Annotated in this window: 15 protein-coding genes; 7 read left to right on the top strand and 8 right to left on the bottom strand. The window is 43.1% G+C overall.

Annotated elements, in window-relative coordinates; genetic code table 11:
- Positions 1-166 precede the first annotated feature (166 nt).
- Positions 167-340 carry a hypothetical protein gene (locus ABLA76_RS13000; protein WP_348988236.1) on the top strand — a complete coding sequence of 58 codons (174 nt, stop codon included), beginning with the start codon at positions 167-169 and terminating at the stop codon, positions 338-340.
- The gene (locus tag ABLA76_RS13005) at positions 337-597 is read left to right on the top strand and encodes an AlpA family phage regulatory protein (RefSeq protein WP_348988237.1); all 261 of its coding nucleotides are present in this window, start codon (positions 337-339) and stop codon (positions 595-597) included. Before ABLA76_RS13000 ends, ABLA76_RS13005 begins: the two co-directional genes overlap by 4 nt.
- Here the strand turns inward: ABLA76_RS13005 and ABLA76_RS13010 are convergent.
- The 3 genes from ABLA76_RS13010 to guaB form a co-directional block, all read right to left on the bottom strand.
- The gene (locus ABLA76_RS13010; RefSeq protein ID WP_348988238.1) at positions 557-1,756 is read right to left on the bottom strand and encodes a tyrosine-type recombinase/integrase; all 1,200 of its coding nucleotides are present in this window, start codon (positions 1,754-1,756) and stop codon (positions 557-559) included. The two genes, ABLA76_RS13005 and ABLA76_RS13010, sit on opposite strands and share 41 nt — an antisense overlap.
- 224 nt (positions 1,757-1,980) lie before the next feature.
- Positions 1,981-3,558 (bottom strand): glutamine-hydrolyzing GMP synthase, encoded by a 1,578-nt coding sequence (guaA, locus tag ABLA76_RS13015; RefSeq protein WP_047767960.1) that lies wholly within the window; start codon positions 3,556-3,558, stop codon positions 1,981-1,983.
- Between the two features lie 78 nt (positions 3,559-3,636).
- On the bottom strand, positions 3,637-5,103 hold the full coding sequence (gene guaB, locus ABLA76_RS13020) for an IMP dehydrogenase (protein ID WP_348988239.1): 1,467 nt from the start codon (positions 5,101-5,103) through the stop codon (positions 3,637-3,639).
- Between the two features lie 173 nt (positions 5,104-5,276).
- On the opposite strand from guaB, the gene xseA reads away from it, so the two are divergent.
- Positions 5,277-6,644 (top strand): exodeoxyribonuclease VII large subunit, encoded by a 1,368-nt coding sequence (gene xseA, locus ABLA76_RS13025; RefSeq protein WP_348988240.1) that lies wholly within the window; start codon positions 5,277-5,279, stop codon positions 6,642-6,644.
- Between the two features lie 73 nt (positions 6,645-6,717).
- Here xseA and ABLA76_RS13030 read toward each other — a convergent pair whose 3' ends face one another.
- The 5 genes from ABLA76_RS13030 to maeB form a co-directional block, all read right to left on the bottom strand.
- Positions 6,718-8,979: a TonB-dependent receptor gene (locus ABLA76_RS13030; protein WP_348988241.1), complete on the bottom strand. Its 2,262-nt coding sequence runs from the start codon at positions 8,977-8,979 to the stop codon at positions 6,718-6,720.
- Between the two features lie 124 nt (positions 8,980-9,103).
- Positions 9,104-11,173: a S9 family peptidase gene (locus ABLA76_RS13035; RefSeq protein WP_348988259.1), complete on the bottom strand. Its 2,070-nt coding sequence runs from the start codon at positions 11,171-11,173 to the stop codon at positions 9,104-9,106.
- A 168-nt stretch (positions 11,174-11,341) separates the two neighbouring features.
- Positions 11,342-12,103 (bottom strand): TonB family protein, encoded by a 762-nt coding sequence (locus ABLA76_RS13040; RefSeq protein ID WP_348988242.1) that lies wholly within the window; start codon positions 12,101-12,103, stop codon positions 11,342-11,344.
- Between the two features lie 154 nt (positions 12,104-12,257).
- Positions 12,258-13,175, bottom strand: coding sequence for a ChaN family lipoprotein (locus ABLA76_RS13045; RefSeq protein ID WP_348988243.1), 918 nt, complete (start codon positions 13,173-13,175; stop codon positions 12,258-12,260).
- 155 nt (positions 13,176-13,330) lie between these two features.
- Complete coding sequence (gene maeB / locus ABLA76_RS13050) at positions 13,331-15,610, bottom strand: NADP-dependent oxaloacetate-decarboxylating malate dehydrogenase (RefSeq protein WP_348988260.1); 2,280 nt, start codon at positions 15,608-15,610, stop codon at positions 13,331-13,333.
- Between the two features lie 537 nt (positions 15,611-16,147).
- Between maeB and ABLA76_RS13055 the strand changes: the two genes are divergently transcribed.
- From ABLA76_RS13055 to ABLA76_RS13070, 4 genes are all read left to right on the top strand, one after another.
- Positions 16,148-16,783, top strand: a complete 636-nt coding sequence (locus ABLA76_RS13055) for a response regulator (RefSeq protein WP_047767971.1) — start codon at positions 16,148-16,150, stop codon at positions 16,781-16,783.
- A 317-nt stretch (positions 16,784-17,100) separates the two neighbouring features.
- Positions 17,101-17,523 carry an ArsC family reductase gene (locus ABLA76_RS13060; protein WP_348988261.1) on the top strand — a complete coding sequence of 141 codons (423 nt, stop codon included), beginning with the start codon at positions 17,101-17,103 and terminating at the stop codon, positions 17,521-17,523.
- Between the two features lie 14 nt (positions 17,524-17,537).
- Positions 17,538-18,665, top strand: a complete 1,128-nt coding sequence (gene dapE, locus ABLA76_RS13065; protein ID WP_348988244.1) for a succinyl-diaminopimelate desuccinylase — start codon at positions 17,538-17,540, stop codon at positions 18,663-18,665.
- On the top strand, positions 18,662-19,330 hold the full coding sequence (locus tag ABLA76_RS13070; protein WP_348988245.1) for a M15 family metallopeptidase: 669 nt from the start codon (positions 18,662-18,664) through the stop codon (positions 19,328-19,330). The genes dapE and ABLA76_RS13070 overlap by 4 nt, the downstream gene beginning before the upstream one ends.
- The last annotated feature ends 139 nt before the right edge of the window (positions 19,331-19,469 follow it).

Below are 19,469 nucleotides of genomic sequence, written 5' to 3' on the forward strand. Positions count from 1 at the left end.
TTTGGATTAGTAGCAGATTTCGTGAAGCAAAAAGATAGGAAAGTAAATGAATCCGTGTTCTCTACCATTAACAATGAACGCTCAGGAGTAATAAGGGAATCGCATAAAGGTAATATTTCCTGCCGTATTAACCATGACTAGCGAATTCGAGAACGCAAGGAGGACGGTGGCAAGGGATTGCCTCAAAGAACTGGAAAAACTACCCAAATACGACGATACCGCAGTGACCGCAGTCCTCGATAAGTACACACCCCAATTTAAACCACTCAACCACATGAAATTCAGCGCTAAATCAGTGCTGGCGTATTATGTGCGGGTTATTCAGAAGGAGATGAAATGAACTTTTTAGACAAAAAAGAACTGGTTCAAAAAACTAAGTTATCAATGACTCAAGTGGATCGTTTGGAAAAAGCCGGATTATTTCCGGCTCGATTTCCTTTAGTGTGTAAAAAAGTAGTATGGGATGAGGCGGAAGTAGAGGCATGGATGATTGCAGTGAAAACACAAGCCAGAGAACACGGCTTGCAACCTTCAACACAGACCACCTATAACATGCTCAGAGACGGTATGCTGACTTCCAAGAATCAAGCATGTTAGCCCATTGCTGCAACATATCTGCTCTCTGTGTAGAATATTCAGCCTTGTTATACACAGCCCTCACACCGCTTTGTTCATGAGCTAGGCATTTTTCAATCCAATCGGTGTTAAATCCTAGCTCATGCAATAAAGTTGAACCTGTTCGACGGATATCATGTACTGTGAAATGCTCAAATTCATACCCTTTCTTATTAATGTGAGCTATGGTTGTATTTATTGCATTATTAAGAGTAGCATTAGACATGTGCCGCCGTAATTCATAGCGTAACGGTAAGACAAACTCCGATGCTCCTGAAAATGTTTTCAATGCAATAAACAGATCTAGTGCTTGCTGTGACAAATACACATTATGCGGGCGGCGAGCTTTCATTCTTCCCTCTGGAATGGTCCATATACCATCAGAAAAATCAACCTCACTCCACTTAGCTTTAATCAACTCGCTTTTTCTCACTAGAGTCAGAAAGACCAAGCACACTGCCGCTTTGACACTTTGCATAGCCCCTATCTCATCCAAGGCATTTAAAAATATCCCTATTTCTTTTTGTGTTAGCGTCCGAGTTCGTTCCTCAAAGGTCGCAATAGAAGATGCTCGGATATTCACCGCTGGGTTCTGGAAGGTTTCTCCGCGAGCTATAGCAAAATTATATACCGATTGTATTATTTCCCTTGCTTGCAGTGCCGTAGCTCTAGCTCCTCTCGCCTTTATCTTTTCACATAAATCTCTGACCATAATGGTATTTATTTCTGTCATCAAATACCGTCCTAGTACCGTCAGGATTTCTCTCTCCAGTACCGACACTTTCATCTTTCTGGTGCTGTCTGCTAGTCTGACATTCTCAAAATAGAGTTCAGCGTATAAGGAAAATGTATTTGATTTATCAGATAATTTTTTTTCAGTTCTCTTTTGTGTGGACGGAGATAAACCACCAGAAATCATTTTTTTGGCGTCAACTAACATTCTTCTCGCTTCTGCCAGTGTAATACCGTCAGCACCATATTTGCCGAACGTAACGGTTTCTCGTCGCCCATTAATGCGATAGTCGTAACGAAATGAGACTGTGCCTGACTTTGTTACGGCTACATACAGTCCATCACGGTCAGAAACTTTGTATAATTTATCGACTGGTTTAAGGTTTTTTATCTTTGTATCTGTCAGCATAGCGGCACCATTCTTGTTGATTTGATACCGTCACTCTCAAGAAAAACTCTGACGGTATTTTGAGCATGATACTATAAAGTATTTTACAATACCGTCAAAAATACCGTCAAAAATTACCTGCTTATATGGCGTGACTTGGTGAGGTATGGAAACAAAAAAGCCCTGAAATCAGGGCCTTAATTAGAAAATCATGATGATTTGGTGAGACTTGGGGAAGTTTTAAATCATTCCCACTCAATTGTTGCGGGTGGCTTACCGCTGATGTCATAGACTACCCGCGAAATACCACCTACTTCATTAATAATTCTGTTCGAGACACGACCCAAGAAGTCATAGGGCAGATGCGCCCAATGCGCGGTCATAAAGTCAATGGTTTCTACCGCACGCAGGGACACAACCCAGTCGTATTTACGACCGTCACCCATAACACCAACAGAACGAACCGGCAGGAACACCGTAAATGCCTGGCTGACTTTATTGTATAAATCCGCTTTATGCAGTTCTTCAATAAAGATCGCATCCGCGCGACGCAGCAAGTCACAATATTCTTTCTTCACTTCGCCCAACACGCGAACACCAAGGCCCGGTCCCGGGAATGGATGACGATACAACATGTCGTATGGCAGGCCTAATTCCAGACCGATACGGCGCACTTCGTCTTTGAACAACTCTTTCAGCGGTTCAACCAGACCCAGTTTCATATCTTCTGGCAAACCACCGACATTGTGGTGAGATTTGATCACATGGGCGTTGCCAGTTGCAGATGCGGCTGATTCGATAACATCCGGATAAATCGTGCCCTGGGCCAGCCACTTAACCTGAGTTTGTTTCGATGCTTCTTCATCAAATACATCAATAAATACGTGACCAATGGTTTTGCGTTTAGCTTCTGGTTCATCAATGCCTGCCAGTGCAGATAAGAAGCGGTCTTCCGCTTTAACATGCACGATGTTCAGGTCAAATTTACCGGCAAACATCGCCATCACCTGATCCGCTTCGTTCAAACGCAGCAAGCCATTATCGACGAAAACGCAAGTCAGGCGCTTACCAATTGCACGGTTTAACAACAGTGCAGTCACCGAAGAATCCACGCCGCCAGACAGTGCCAGGATAACATGGTCATCCCCAATCTGCGCACGCAGACGTTCTACGATATCGTCGATGATAGAGGCAGGCGTCCACAACGCTTCACATTGACAAATATCCTGCACGAAGCGTTTCAGGATATTCAAACCCTGGTGAGTATGAGTCACTTCTGGGTGGAACTGTACGCCGTAAAAACGTTTCGCTTCGTTGGCCATGATGGCAAACGGACAAGTATCCGTACTGGCAATGGTTGTGAAATCAGCCGGGATCGCTGTCACTTTATCACCATGACTCATCCATACATCCAGCAGCGGTTTGCCTGTTTCGCTCAGGGCATCTTGAATATCGCGGAATAGTTCACAATCATTCTTGATTTCAACCTGCGCATAACCAAATTCACGTTCATCAGAGTTGGAAACCTGACCACCCAATTGCGTGGACATGGTTTGCATACCATAACAGATACCCAGCACAGGTATACCTGCATTGAAAACATACTCCGGCGCACGTGGGCTATTGTGCTCAGTCGTACTTTCTGGTCCACCAGAAAGGATAATACCATTCGGATTAAATTCACGGATTTGTTCTTCAGTGACATTCCAAGTCCAAAGTTCACAATAAACACCAAGTTCACGAATGCGGCGGGCAATAAGCTGGGTATATTGCGAACCAAAATCAAGGATCAGAATGCGATGCTGATGGATATTAGTCGTCATTTGAGGTGAATTCCCAAAACAAGTGGCAATTAAAAAATAAAAAAGTCAGTGACCCAATGGTGGGCCACTCTCAATAAATTACAGACCTGAACGATAGTTTGGTGATTCTTTGGTGATCGTCACATCATGAACGTGGCTTTCCTGAATACCTGCACCACTGATACGAACGAATTCGGCTTTAGTTCTCAGTTCATCAATGGTGGCACAACCCGTCAGCCCCATACAAGAACGCAAACCGCCCATTTGCTGGTGAACGATGGTTTTCAGCAGCCCCTTGTAAGCCACACGACCTTCAATACCTTCAGGAACCAGTTTGTCGGCGGCGTTATCAGTCTGAAAATAACGATCAGAAGAACCTCTGGACATCGCGCCCAAAGAACCCATGCCGCGGTAAGATTTGAATGAACGGCCCTGATAAAGTTCGATTTCACCCGGAGATTCTTCAGTTCCTGCCAGCATAGAGCCAACCATGACACAGGATGCCCCCGCCGCAATCGCCTTGGCAATATCACCAGAGAAACGGATACCACCGTCGGCAATAACAGGAATGCCAGTATCTTCCAGTGCTTCAACCGCATCTGCAATAGCCGTGATTTGAGGAACACCCACACCGGTTACGATACGGGTTGTACAAATAGAACCCGGACCAATACCCACTTTAACTGCGTTTACACCCGCTTCTACCAGAGCCTTGGCACCTTCACCCGTCGCTACGTTACCCCCAATGATTTGCAAATCAGGATACTTAGCGCGAGTTTCACGAATACGCTGCAACACACCTTCCGAATGGCCATGAGAGGAGTCAATAAGCAGGACATCGACTCCCGCAGCAACTAATGCATCAACCCGTTCTTCGTTGCCAGAACCTGCACCCACGGCAGCGCCAACACGCAGACGACCTTGTTCATCTTTACATGCGTTTGGCTTACGTTCTGCTTTCTGGAAATCTTTCACCGTAATCAAGCCAAGCAGGTGGAAGCTATCATCAACAACCAGTGCTTTTTCCACGCGTTTTTCGTGCATTTTCTGCAAAACAACTTCGCGGGCTTCGCCTTCTTTTACCGTCACCAAACGTTCTTTAGGCGTCATCACCGCAGTCACAGGCTGATCCAAATCAGTCACAAAGCGCACATCACGACCAGTAATGATACCCACCAGTTCGTTTTGTTCTGTTACCACCGGGTAACCCGCAAAACCATTACGTTTAGCCAGTTCATGGACTTCGCGCAGGGTCGTTTGTGGCGTGACCGTGACAGGATCAGTGACTACGCCGCTTTCATGCTTCTTCACGCGGCTGACTTCTTCAGCCTGGCGTTCGATTGACATATTTTTATGAATGAAGCCGATGCCCCCTTCCTGTGCCAGTGCGATTGCCAGTGAAGATTCCGTCACAGTATCCATAGCGGCAGAAAGCATAGGGATGTTCAGGCGAATAGTGGAAGTTAATTGAGTGGACAAATCTGCTGTGTTAGGCAAGACTGTTGAGTGGGCAGGAACCAACAATACATCGTCAAAAGTTAATGCTTCTTTTTTAATTCGTAACATGGGCAATATCTCACCAGGCTATGGAGCAATAAGAGGGATAAAATATTGCCGCGGCATTATACAGGCCGAAATCGGTTGCCTCCAGCATTTTTTGAAAAAAATTCTTGATTCGTAATATGATGGGATTAATATCAGTCAATTAAGTCATTGTTTTAAAATTTGATCTAGCTCACATGTCACTACCAATCAATACCGGAATTTTTTCCGTCAGCCGTTTAAACCAAACTGTTCGTCAGTTACTTGAGCTGGAAATGGGCAGAATTTGGCTATCCGCCGAAATATCCAATTTTTCTCAGCCATCGTCAGGGCATTGGTACTTCACGTTAAAAGATGAACGGGCACAAGTTCGTGCTGCCATGTTTCGCAGTCACAATTTGAGGGCAACGTTTCGTCCACAAAATGGTCAGCAAGTATTGGTTCGGGCACAAATCACCTTGTATGAGCCTAGGGGTGACTATCAGCTGATTGTAGAAAGTATCCAGCCTGCCGGAGAGGGTTTGCTTCAACAACAGTTTGAAATGTTGAAACAAAAGCTTTCCACCGAAGGCTTGTTTGATCAAATTCATAAAAAATTACTCCCCTCTCCTGCCAAACGACTCGGTGTCATCACTTCCACCAGTGGCGCAGCACTGCATGATATTCTGCATATCCTGAAACGCCGTGATCCTGTCTTGCCAATTGTCATTTATCCCACGGCCGTTCAGGGAGCCGAAGCGCCATTACAGATTATTCGGGCAATCGAACTGGCAAATGTGCGACACGAGTGTGATGTTTTGATTGTCGGTCGTGGCGGAGGGTCACTGGAGGATTTATGGTGCTTCAATGATGAACAAGTGGCACGGGCAATATTTCAAAGCCGTATTCCCATTGTCAGCGCAGTCGGCCATGAAACCGATGTCACCATTGCGGATTTTGTCGCTGACTTACGGGCACCAACGCCTTCTGCGGCAGCAGAATTGGTCAGCCGCAATCAGACAGAGTTATTACGACAAATACAATCCCTGCAACAACGTCTGGAAATGGCAATGGATTATTTCTTTGCCCAAAAACAACAGAGAGTGAATGTATTGCAGCACCGTCTCCAGCAGCAACGTCCTGATTTGCAATTGGCGCGCCAGCAGAATCATTTAGCTGAGTTACGGCAAAAACTGACCGATAGTGTCTTACGTTGTCTAAAACAGAACTCAATTTCATATGAGAAGTTGAACCAGCGATTGTTGCAACGCCATCCTGAGCGGGAAATTCAGCGTTATAACTCATTTATCCAGCAACTTGACTTTCGTTTGAGACAGGCCATTGAACGGCAATTAGGGCGTTATCGGGAAAAATTTGCCGTTTCTTGTTCACGTATGGAAGCAGTCAGTCCACTGGCAACATTGAGTCGCGGTTACAGTATCAGTGAAGTATCTGATGGAAAATTATTAAAGCAAGTCAAACAAGTAAAAGCAGGCGATATGCTGAAAACGCGGTTGCAGGATGGCTGGGTTGAGAGTCAGGTAACGCAGGTTACAAAAGTCAATAACAGAAAGAAATTAAAATAGATTTCTGAGATAGCGGTGAATTTTCACCGCTATCGTTATATGCCTATTTAAATGTTATTTTCCATTAGAGAAATTAGAAGCGAATTTCTGCGCCCATGACGTAGGTTCGGCCACGGGCAGTTTGGGTTTTAGCATCTTGCTCCCCCATCATCGGTGATGAGTTCATACGGTTCAATGCATCAGAATAATTTCGATTTGTCAGATTCTGCACAGAGAATTTAATCAATAAATTTTTGTTAATCTGATAATCACTATACAGATCAATAATTGTTGGAATTTTATCCGATTCTTCCATTACAATTTTATTATCATCATCCCGCTCATCTTCAGGACTCTGATGATAAGATTGCCCTGTATATTTTATAATAGTTCCTACCCGAAATTTTTCATCCAAGAAACGAACACCGGTATCTAATGTCAAATAACGTTCTGGTAATTGTGATTCCGGGCTTGCGCCCATATAATATGTCGCTAATGATGTCGGTTGCTGTGTTTTCTGTTGGCTATATGCCAATAAACTATAGAACATACCCGCATCATAATTAGCGGAAATCTCATAACCTTTCATAGTTACTGGTTTCACGCTATTGGTATAGATATAAGCACTAACATTCGGGTTAAGTGAACCCTCTTCTTCGGCTGTCAATTTTCCATCAAGTTTACACAGTTTCTTTTCAGTACAAAGCATATACTGATCACTACTGATATAATGTTTAATTTTGGTATGGAAGTACGTTGCTTTTAAACGGAAAGTATCTCCATCTACAATTAAATTCGGGTGGTAGCTATTAAATCCGATTTGATAGGTATCCGCATTCTCCCCTTTCAGGAATGGATTAATAGAAGTACCACCGTCATTGGAATGAAAAACTTCCTGAGCATTTGGTGCTCGCATTGAATGGGTATAGCTTACAAAAGGTTGAAATTCAGGAATAATTTCTGCTGATAATAAGATACTTGGATTAAATCCACGCTCTTTTAGGTTTAATTGTGCCTCACCTTGTGGAAAACAATCTACACGTTCTTCACAGGCGGGTTTGAATCCTTTCATACTATAATCCAGATAATTTAATCCCAGATCAGCGGTATAAATACCACGTTCTATTTTAAATCTACTATAAATGCTGGCAATATCTTGCTCGCCACTTGGCGCAAAGGAATTATTTTCCTCTGTAGATATTTTTCCTTCAGCTAAGTCTATACCTGTTTTCTTATTATATACAGTCCGTATCAGTTTACTACCAAGAGTAAATGAAAAGTCAGTATCAGCATAATTAAATCTACTCGTATTTTTAACATCAATAGCGTGAGATTTATTATGTGATTCACTTTTACCCAAGCCACTTACGGTATTACCTTGTAAACGCTGATCTCCATTTGCCTTACTAAGCAAAATTTTGGCATCGATCAGTTCACTAAATGGTGTGTAATGATACTTTAAATAATAATCATAATTATCAACATGACGCTTGTTAAATTTATTATGGTAAAGACGGCTGCTTAATTCCAGATCATGAAAGTCATTGGGTTTAATATTGAGTTTCATCAATTGAGAATTTGGTTTTTGTTTAAATGTTTTTCTGGTACCAAATTCTTCACTACTGATACCATCCGCATTTCTATAATGCGCTTCAATATTGTGCCCACTAACAGCAAATAGTGCACCCAAAGAACCTTCTGAGCTAAATGCTTGGGTTTTTCCTGCAATAGCCATCATGCCACTTCGACCGATACCATTATTACCATATGTCCATTTAGTACGAACGCCCAGATTATTGCCTTCTAATATCACATCATCAATACCAATGGTACGGAAATTAGCACTGCCAACTAAGGCATTAATGGAGTCAGCATCGTCAGCTTGCCCCCGGGCAACGTCAACCCGAACAATAAAATTGGGATCAATCAAAGCCCCAAACTGATTATAAGGCTGGCCTCCATGTGCAAATTCATTCGGCGCCGTACCGTAGAAGGTTTGGCTGACACCATCCACCATCATATTAACGCGGCCGAAGCCACTTAAGCCACGAATGTTAACACTTACAACCCCTTGCCCCTGGCTCGCATCCATCTGGGTATAAGTGCCTGGTAAGCTACGCAATACGCTATCTACGGATTCTAGTTTATGATCTTCCCCTACAGAACTATAAGCCCCTGGTTTTTCCATGGACTCAATCTGAGGAGAATGATGATTATCCTGAGAGCCTGAAACTTTCAGGCTGCTGAATCGTATGACCTTCTCTTTTTTTTCGTCATTGCCATTTTCAGCATACGCGATACCCTGAAGCCCAATCAGCATTGCGCTGGCTCCAGCTATTTTTGCCACAGTTTTCATTAATCTATTATCCTAAATTGAAGAATATTTATTTCCGCTCACATTGCTTCACAAATTTATGTCATAAAACACCCAAGACACTGATAAAATTATCAGTATCCTGAGTGATAATTAGTTATTTTTATTAATCTTCTAATTCTGGAAAATAGGTTTTAGCGTCATCTAACATTAATAAGAAACTATAATCAAAGGCAATATCATTCAGGCGATTAAAACGCCCTGACTTTCCACCATGCCCCGTATCCATATTAGTCTCTAACAATAACAGACTGTCGCCTTGTTTCATTTCTCTTAATTTTGCTACCCATTTTGCCGGCTCCCAATATTGTACTTGAGAATCATGCAAACCTGTCGTAACCAATAAATGAGGGTAACGCTGATGTTGAATATTGTCATATGGGCTATAAGACTTAATACGGAAGTAATCTTCTTTGTTATTTGGATTACCCCATTCTTCATATTCACCCGTGGTCAATGGAATAGAGGGATCAAGCATGGTTGTCAAAATATCCACAAAAGGCACTTTTGCAATCACACCACGGTATAATTCTGGTGCCTGATTAATAACCGTACCCATTAATAAACCGCCCGCGCTGCCCCCCTCAGCATAAACGCGCTTGCGATGACCATACCCATCAGCAATCAAGGTTTTGGTCGCATCAGTAAAATCGTGGAAACTGTTTATCTTATTTTTGAGTTTCCCCTGCAAGTACCAGTTTTTGCCTAAATCACCACCACCACGGACATGCACCAAGGCATAGACAAAGCCACGATCCAACAAACTCAGCAAGGCAGAACTAAAATAAGGGTCCATGCTGATACCGTAAGAACCATACCCATAAATCAGGATCGGGTTCTCGCCTTTTTTGAACAAAGATTTGCGGTATACCAGAGAAACAGGGACGTCCACGCCATCACGGGCTTTTACCCAGATGCGCTGGCTTTCATAGTTTTCTTTGTTAAATCCTTTTACTGCCTGTTGTTTCAACAATTCACGCTCACCTGTTTGCATATTCCACTGGAATACTGAACTTGGTGTGGTCATTGATGAATAGCTATAGCGCAAGAAATGGGTATCGGGTTCTGGGTTAAAACCCAATGATGCCATATAGGCCGGATCATCGAATTGAACCCGTTTTTCCTGCCGGGTTTTCCAATCAATCTGGCGGATCGACGGCAATCCTTTAGCCCGTTCCTGTACAACCAACCCCTCGTTGAACAGGGCAAAATTTTCCAGATCGGTATTTTCCTGTGGGGCAATCACGGTTTCCCAGGGATTATTAATGGCATCTGTCCGATACAGGCCAAACAATAGATGTTCACGATTAGAGCGGATATAGAATTGCCCACGGAAATGGTCTAGATCATATTCATGCCCAACTTGCCGAGCAGAAAAAACCTGCGGCTCTGATTGTGGGTGGTTAGCATCAATGAGTCGATATTCTGAACTCGTGTAACTGGTACTCGAAATCAAAATATAATCAAGTGACGTACTCTCCGATATCGACAGATAGAAACGTTCATCTTCCTCTTGATAGATTTTTTTATCTTGTTGGCTATCAGTGCCATATTGGTGGCGGAATAACTGATAAGGCAGCAACGTTTGTGGATCTCTGCGCACATAAAACAGCGTCACGCCATCATTTGCCCACACAATGTTGCCGGAAGTATTCTCTATGACATTATTCTGCCAATCGGTATTACTGACATTTTTAAATGAGATCTTGTAGTTACGGCGCCCTTGGGTATCCTCTGCCACTGCGATGCGCTTGTTATCCAATGAAACCGCAAAGCCACCCAGTTGATAGAACTTATGGCCTTTTGCCCGCTCATTGCCGTCAACCATGACCTGCCAATCCGTTGAATTATCGACTGGTTTGCGCTGATAGATCGGGAAATCTTTTCCTGCCTCGTAAACAGTACGATAAATATACCCATTATAGGTATAAGGAACGGACTGATCGTCTTTGCTCATTCTATCAGCCATTTCTTTATAGAGAGTTTCGCGCAATTCCTGACCTGATTTCAGCATCTGCTCGGCGTATTGATTCTCAGCCTTTAAGTAATCAATGACGTTTTTATCCTGATGGCTGTCATCGCGCAGCCAATAATAGTTATCAACCCGCACATCCCCGTGGAGTTCCATTTTATGCGGCTGTTTTGCGGCCATCGGTAGCACCCTGTTTTCCTCCATTGCAGTAGCAGCAAAACTGTGGTTCCATAAACTACCACTGAGTAACAAGCTAAGCATTACTCTTTTACCACGCACTGCCTTATTGCAAGCTTTCTTTTCTTTATTCGACCTTTTCGTATCTAATGAAAACGCCGCCTTATGCTGTGACATGCCATCAATCCTGTATTTTTATTGAGATAAATAAAAATCTATCGGCAGTTCAACCGTAACACTACCATTAGTTAAAATAACTTCAGGTGGCTTAGGCAAAGGCTGTGCCCTTTCCAACACCATCCTTGCTTCCCTGTCCAATGAGTTAGTCCCTGAACGTCGAGTGAGTTCGCTGTTCATTACGACACCCAATGGGTTAACCATAAATTTCACCATCGGACGCCCTGTTCGTCTTCTTCTCTGGGCATCTTCTGGGTATTTTTTATAGCGGTTTAAGTGCCCGGCTACCTCTGCCTGCCAAACGGCTTTGGCATCAGCAATAGCATCAGAATTGCTTTCGTAGGATGCCGCGGTACGAGCGGTCACATTATCGGCCGTCGTATTGCTGGTTGCTGGCGCGGCACTACTGTGGGATTTTTCGCTTTCCTGCTCTTTTGCTTTCACGCGCTTAACAGGCTGAGTTTTCTTCGGTGCATCTTGTTTTTTCTTTTTTTTCTTCTGCTTATCCACCAAAAGCAGGGCGTTTTCATTTACATCCAATTTGGGCATGTTTATTTCGTCAACTTTGCTCTCCTGCTGCTTACTGGCAACGGATAGCTGCTGCTCAATGCCAATCGGCTGTTTTTGTATTTTTTGTAGCGCTTCTGTCTGCGTTGACAATTCCACCATCACCGCCGGCGGAGGAAGAAGCTCCTCAAGATCCACATCCTTTGGTTTGTAAACCAGCCATCCTACGAACAAGGCATGAAGTGTGATCGCAGCGAGGAAGGATTTTGTCACATGACCCGTGTGAGCATTTTGATACGTGGTGTACGTCAACATCTCTTATAGCACATTATGTCAATAATAAATGGAGATGAATGATAATCAATTCAATATATAAATGAAAACTATTTTTATTTGTTAATTAGTCACTTCCTTGTGATACTTACTCTTATTGGGTTATATTTTCGCTTACTTTAGGTGTAAACCAAACAAAATCAGCATATTCGTTATCTAACGAAACGCCCTCTTCCGCGATGACAAAGACAGCTATTTTTTCATTTGGCGCTATTTTTTTGACGTGCTGAGGAACCCCCATAGTTTTTACCGCGTGGTATCCTCCGGCAAACAGTAAGGCAGGTGATGGAGCCTTCATTAGCTGCTCTGCCATCCGTTGATCCCGCATTTGCTGGATCTTAGTCATGCCAGAAAGTAGTTGTGGCTCTATCTTTCCGCCATGGGAATGTCTAATCGTGGCTTCAATCAGCTTTTTGACCTCATCAGAAACCAAAGAATTTTTATCTTCTACATCATGATTTCTATACGCTTGTTCAACTTCACTGCGATCCAAATTTGCTGCCAGCAGAGGATAAGACGCCCTCATCAGTTCCATAACCAAATCACCATACCATTTCCACGGCCAGCCCTGTTGCCATGCCAATAAATTCTGGATCCGCTCTTCCCTGACGATCGGATTACTCTGCAACCAACTTTTCACTTTATTCACTTTTTCTTGCTGGTTTGGATTAATCATTTCCAGTAATACGGAACCCTGGGGACGCTTTTGCCCAAGTTGTTGCACTAACCATAACTCGATTTGGTGATGGTAAGGGTTGTCATGTTTTTCACCAACAATGACACGAGGGTAATTTGCCAATTGCTCCCGCAGTTGATCTGGCGTGATCGCTTTGCCTGTTTTCATATCAAGCACCGCACCCGATCGTATCAACTCGCCGGGGAGAGTTTGCAGCGCTGCCTGAGCGCTATTTTGAGCGTTGTTTAGAACTGCGGTACAACCTGCGAGAAAACAACCACCAAGCAGGAGAGAACCGGTTAAAAAAGTCGATTTTATACGGGTAGATGTTTGCATAACTGTGAGTCATTAAAAAAATTAATCATCAAAAAATTGCCCGCATATTATAGATAATGAGAATTATTTACAAATTAAAAAACCCTGTCAGGCATAAACCTAACAGGGTAATTCACCGATTTATCCCAAACCATGGTTAAAATGGCGAGTTATTTTTATAGTGGATCTGTTTGTGCTTCAACCGCCGCCAACGCCACCATATTCACGATACGACGTACAGAAGCAATCGGTGTCAGGATATGAACCGGCTTCGCAACCCCCATCAAAACCGGGCCAACAGTTACCCCCTCTGAACTGGTCACACGCAGCAAGTTATAGCTGATACGAGCCGCTTCCATATTCGGCATAATTAACAGATTTGCTGAACCCTTGAGCGGGCTGTCCGGCATAATATCGCGGCGGATACTTTCCACCAGCGCAGCATCACCGTGCATTTCACCATCAATTTCAAGTGTTGGTGCCATTTGCTGAACCAATGCCAATGTCTTACGCATTTTTTGCGCAGAATCACATTCAGAAGCGCCAAAACTTGAGCGTGATAGCAAGGCCACTTTAGGTTCAATACCAAAACGGCGAACCGTTTCAGCCGCCATCAGCGTGATTTCTGCCAACTCTTCTGGGCTTGGATCTTCATTAACATAAGTATCGGCAATAAACGTATTTCCCATCGGTAACATTAAGGCGTTCATGGCACCTGCGGTATGCACTCCCTGACGAAAACCAAAGACATCTTTTACGACCTGATAATGTTCGCTGTAGCTGCCAACAGTGCCACAAATCAGGCCATCTGCTTCACCACGGTGCACCATAATTGTACCTATCAGCGTTGGGTTACCAATCACTGCACGACGTGCTTGCTCTTGCGAAACACCACGGCGTTTCATCATTTGATAATATTCCTGCCAATATTCTTTGAAACGTGGATCATTTTCATTGTTCACCACTTCAAAATCTTTACCCGCTTCAATATGCAGCCCTTGCTTTTTAATCCGCATTTCAATGACGCCAGGGCGGCCAATCAGGACAGGGAATGCCAGCCCAAGGGAGACAAGCTCTTGGGTCGCATGTAGTACGCGAACATCTTCCCCTTCTGCCAATACAATCCGTTTCTTCTCTTTTTTGGCTTGGGAAAAGATGGGTTTCATAAATAAGTTGGTCTTATAGACAAACTCATTGAGTTTCTCAATATACGCCCCGAAATCGGTAATAGGTCGGGTTGCCACACCGGAGTCCATCGCCGCTTTCGCTACAGCCGGTGCAATTTTTACAATCAAGCGAGGATCAAACGGTTTCGGAATGATGTAATCGGGACCAAAGAACAGGTCTTGATCGCCATAGGCAGAAGCCACTTCCTGACTTTGTTCAGCCAATGCAAGATCAGCAATGGCATGCACACAGGCAAGTTTCATTTCTTCATTGATTGTTGTGGCCCCCACATCCAATGCGCCTCGGAAAATAAACGGGAAGCAAAGAACGTTATTCACCTGATTAGGAAAATCAGAACGGCCAGTACAAATAATGGCATCGGGACGTACTGCTTTTGCCAATGGTGGCAAAATTTCTGGCTCTGGATTGGCTAATGCCATAATGAGCGGATTTTTTGCCATGGTTTTCACCATGTCTTGGGTCAATACGCCCGGCCCGGAACAGCCGAGGAAAATATCAGCATCAGGGATCACATCTGCCAATGTACGGCTGCCATGATCCTCAATGGCATAATCCGCCTTGGTCTTTTCCATGTTCTCTTCGCGGCCACGATAAATAACCCCTTTTGAGTCACAGACGACAATATTTTCACGTTTCAAACCCAATGCTACCAGCAGGTTCATACAGGCAATTGAGGCAGCACCCGCCCCCGATACCACCATGCGCACCTTGCCAATGTCTTTATTAACGACCCGCAATCCATTCAGCACGGCTGCGGTACAGATAATGGCTGTGCCATGTTGATCATCGTGGAATACAGGAATTTTCATGCGCTCACGGAGTTTCTGCTCAATGTAGAAACACTCCGGTGCTTTAATATCTTCAAGGTTGATACCACCAAAAGTGGGTTCCAGCGCGGCGATGATATCAATCAATTTATCAGGATTGGATTCATCCACTTCGATGTCAAAAACATCAATACCAGAGAATTTCTTAAATAAAACGCCCTTCCCTTCCATAACAGGTTTACCGGCTAATGCACCGATATTACCCAGCCCTAAGACAGCGCTGCCGTTAGAGATAACCGCAACAAGATTGCCACGTGCAGTATATTTATAAGCCGCCAAAGGATCTTTTGCTATTTCAAGACACGGTGCAGCAACACCCGGTGAGTATGCCAACGCCAAATCACGTTGCGTTGCCAATGGCTTGGTTGGTGTAACCGTAATTTTTCCAGGTTGTGGGAACTCATGAAAATCAAGAGCACTTTGTTTTAATTTTTCATCCATCATCAGATCCTTTACGCGTCATGTCTTAGTGAAAACCGTTTCAGTATAATAGTTACAGAAGGTTAAATCATGATATCAGTAGCATTTTGTTCATAATCTTTAACATCAAGGTGCAAAAACAAACAAATGATGACGTTACGTTAATCAATATTATATAGATATTCCCTTAATGATACCTATATAGGGGTATTTTATCTTCAATTAATAACCTGATAAATTAATTAAAGCTGGATTTTTAAATTAACATTTAAAATAAGTTTACAAAAACAAAAATTAATCTATAAAATATTCATCCAAATTTATTTGGAAAATTATTAGCAATTAAGGAAACACATTTTCTTATGAAAGTGAATTTCATCTGAGTGGTTAAACCTGTTTGCGCCATTTCTATTTTTATATCAGGATATATTTTCAGAATCTCATTAATGATGATTCAATATACTCCATAAAAATCACACAGCGATTTAACATAAAGCAGAAACCTGTCTTTTATGTTTTATTAAACATAAATCTGCATTTCTATATGGGAGAAAGAATATGCATAATCATTCAGTCATGATAGTGGATGATCATCCTATCATTCGTCACGGCTTAAAAGGGTTGATTGAATTAGAACGAGAACTCATTGTGACAGCCGAAACTGGCAATGGCGAAGACGCAATTAATATCGCTTGCCAAATAAAGCCTGACATTATTCTGATAGATTTGAAAATCAATGGTCTTTCAGGAATTGATACGATTAAATCTCTCCGCCGCAAAGGGCTTGATTCCTATATCCTGGTACTTTCTGATTCAGATCACAGAAGTGATATTTACGATGCAGTTGATGCCGGTGCGAATGGTTATTTATTAAAAGATATCGAGCTGACCTCTCTATTGAACAACATAAAAAAAGCCATAGATGGTCATGCGGTGTTCAGTGAAAACGTCCATCAATATTTATCCACTCGCCATCTTTATGTTGATCCGTTATCAAAATTAACCAAACGTGAATTAGATGTTTTAAAAGAAATTGCAGAAGGAATGACAAATAAAGAAATTGCTGATTTTCTTTTTATTTCAGAAGAAACGGTGAAAGTTCACACCCGTAACTTATTGAAAAAACTTAAATCACGTTCCCGTCTCGAAGCCACTATCATCTATCTGAAACACAGAAAAACAGAGTTCATTTAACATTGGCTTGTTGCTTAACACCCCAATACGAAACACAATTTCCCTCATTTTTACCGATGGGGAAATTGTGAGTTATCAAGAATTATAAATTAATTAGGAACAAATTAATTTTGCATATAATAAGCAAGGATATTATCTATAAATTTATTACTTGAAATGCAGGCAATCTATTTTTGTCGATAATTTAAACACCCGTAACGTCAATGCCAGGAAAAAGCAGACAGAAAGTCGGCGCAAAAACGCGTTATCTGGATAAAATAGCCAATTTCCCGCATTATGTCGGATATGTTGAACAAGACAAAACTAAGGCTCTCATCATGTCAAATACTTCTTTGTATCCGGATACCCTTTCTCACAAAATAGCCATTCTCTACGGCATCAAAAACTGCGATACCATAAAAAAGGCACGTCGTTGGTTAGAAGATCAAAAAATACCTTATCAATTCCATGACTATCGGGTTGATGGTCTATCCCCTGAGCTACTTCAAGCATTTATTGAGCAAGTTGGCTGGGGATCTCTCCTGAATACCCGCGGTACAACGTGGCGCAAATTGCCCGACGAGCAAAAAGCAGCTATTAACAATGCAGAAGCGGCCAAGGCACTCATGCTGGAACACCCTTCAATCATAAAACGTCCTCTATTGGTTTCAGGCTCAGAAAGTTCAAAAAGCGAAGGAACAGAAAAGTATTTACTCGGTTTCAAGGCAGACCAGTATCAACAATTTTTCTCGCATGACTAGATAAGGAGAGCATCATGATCTGTCCGGTAATTGAACTTGCTCAACAGTTAATCAAACGTCCTTCTGTCAGCCCAGATGATCAAGGTTGTCAGGAACTGCTTATCCAGCGCCTGCAAGACATTGGTTTTACAATCGAACCAATGCCTTTTGGTGATACCCAGAACTTTTGGGCTTATCGCGGAAGCGGAGTCACTTTAGCCCTTGCCGGGCACACCGATGTCGTTCCTGCCGGCGATATCTCACAATGGCAAACGCCGCCCTTCGAACCTTCTATCCGTGATGGAATGCTGTATGGCCGTGGTGCCGCAGATATGAAAAGCTCTCTGGCTGCAATGGTTGTTGCTGCTGAACGTTTTGTCGCAGAAAATCCTGAGCATAAAGGCCGTCTGGCTTTTCTGATCACCTCCGACGAGGAGGCCAAAGCGGCCAACGGTACCGTCAAGGTGGTTGAAGAGTTAATCTCTCGCCACGAACGTCTGGATTATTGCCTGGTCGGAGAGCCATCCAGCCAGAACTGCCTTGGGGATATGATTAAAAACGGACGACGGGGGTCACTAACCGCCAGCTTAACTCTCTTTGGCACCCAAGGACATGTTGCCTACCCACAGTTGGCAGATAACCCGATCCATCGTTCAATACCTTTCCTGCAAGAACTCGTCAATACTCAGTGGGATAACGGTAATGAATTTTTCCCATCCACAAGTATGCAAATCGCCAATATTCAGGCGGGAACCGGCAGTAATAACATTATTCCTGGTAAATTGTGGGTGCAATTTAATTTCCGTTTCAGCACTGAACTGACAGACAGCGAGATCCGCCAACAGGTTGAAGATATGCTGAAAAAGCATCATCTAAAATATGAGATTGACTGGTGGTTATCAGGCCAGCCTTTTCTGACGTGCAAGGGGGTTCTTGTTGACACTGTGGTTGAATCCATTGAGCACTATTGTGGATATAAACCAGAGCTATCAACCAGTGGCGGTACATCAGATGGACGTTTTATCGCTAAGATGGGGACTCAGGTCGTGGAATTGGGACCAATTAATGCCACCATCCATAAAACCAATGAATGTGTCAAAGTAACTGATTTACAAAAATTGAGCCTGATTTATCAACGTATCATGGAGCAATTAATCAAATGATGACACCTGAAGCTTTGACCGGTCTGTCCACTGATCACCTGATCACTCTTACCGGCAATCACCGTTTGCAGTTTAATGCCACCAAAGCGTTTCTTGCCATGCAGAAAGAAGCGGCCAAAGCAGGTTTTAAGCTACAACCTGCCAGTTCGTTCCGTGATTTCACTCGCCAGCAAACTATCTGGAATGAAAAATTCTGTGGTCAGCGTCCAGTATTAGATGAAAATAGCCAGCCCCTTGATATCTCGAAAATGGATGAAGGAGAACGCTGTAAAGCCATTCTCCGCTGGTCAGCTTTGCCAGGGGCAAGCCGCCATCATTGGGGGACAGAGCTGGATATTTATGATCCCTTTCTGCTACCAGAAGGTAAAAAATTGCAGCTAGAACCGTGGGAGTATGAAAACGTCGGATACTTTGAGCCATTAACCCATTGGTTGACAGAAAACATGTCTCAGTATGATTTCTACCGTCCCTTTACGCGCCACGATGCAGGTGTCGCTTATGAACCGTGGCATATCAGCTATTGGCCATTATCCCATGAAGCCGAAAATTTATTCGATGAACACGTTCTATTAAATGCCTGGGAAGATCGTGATATTGCCGGCATAAACTGGTTAAAAACCAATCTATCCTATATATTTGAAAAATACATCAGGATAATAGATTAAAAAAACGATACTCGATAAACTTCAAGTTGCAATCCGCAAGACGACGCGAGACCTTATATTTCCCTGCTGCGCGGGGAAATATAACACGCATCCTGACGTTGGATGGGTATATAAATCAGGAAAATAACAGATCAGCAAA

The sequence above is a fragment of the Xenorhabdus sp. SGI240 genome (genome assembly GCF_040081915.1).
GTDB lineage: Bacteria > Pseudomonadota > Gammaproteobacteria > Enterobacterales > Enterobacteriaceae > Xenorhabdus > Xenorhabdus bakwenae.

Excerpts from the sequence above, each read along its gene's own strand:
- ABLA76_RS13035 (WP_348988259.1), bottom strand. The coding sequence starts at position 11,173 with ATGGAGGAAAACAGGGTGCTACCGATGGCCGCAAAACAGCCGCATAAA.
- ABLA76_RS13030 (WP_348988241.1), bottom strand. The coding sequence starts at position 8,979 with ATGAAAACTGTGGCAAAAATAGCTGGAGCCAGCGCAATGCTGATTGGG.
- ABLA76_RS13055 (WP_047767971.1), top strand. The coding sequence starts at position 16,148 with ATGCATAATCATTCAGTCATGATAGTGGATGATCATCCTATCATTCGT.
- ABLA76_RS13045 (WP_348988243.1), bottom strand. The coding sequence starts at position 13,175 with ATGCAAACATCTACCCGTATAAAATCGACTTTTTTAACCGGTTCTCTC.
- ABLA76_RS13010 (WP_348988238.1), bottom strand. The coding sequence starts at position 1,756 with ATGCTGACAGATACAAAGATAAAAAACCTTAAACCAGTCGATAAATTA.
- guaA (WP_047767960.1), bottom strand. The coding sequence starts at position 3,558 with ATGACGACTAATATCCATCAGCATCGCATTCTGATCCTTGATTTTGGT.
- ABLA76_RS13060 (WP_348988261.1), top strand. The coding sequence starts at position 17,101 with ATGTCAAATACTTCTTTGTATCCGGATACCCTTTCTCACAAAATAGCC.
- dapE (WP_348988244.1), top strand. The coding sequence starts at position 17,538 with ATGATCTGTCCGGTAATTGAACTTGCTCAACAGTTAATCAAACGTCCT.
- guaB (WP_348988239.1), bottom strand. The coding sequence starts at position 5,103 with ATGTTACGAATTAAAAAAGAAGCATTAACTTTTGACGATGTATTGTTG.
- ABLA76_RS13005 (WP_348988237.1), top strand. The coding sequence starts at position 337 with ATGAACTTTTTAGACAAAAAAGAACTGGTTCAAAAAACTAAGTTATCA.
- ABLA76_RS13070 (WP_348988245.1), top strand. The coding sequence starts at position 18,662 with ATGATGACACCTGAAGCTTTGACCGGTCTGTCCACTGATCACCTGATC.
- xseA (WP_348988240.1), top strand. The coding sequence starts at position 5,277 with ATGTCACTACCAATCAATACCGGAATTTTTTCCGTCAGCCGTTTAAAC.
- maeB (WP_348988260.1), bottom strand. The coding sequence starts at position 15,610 with ATGGATGAAAAATTAAAACAAAGTGCTCTTGATTTTCATGAGTTCCCA.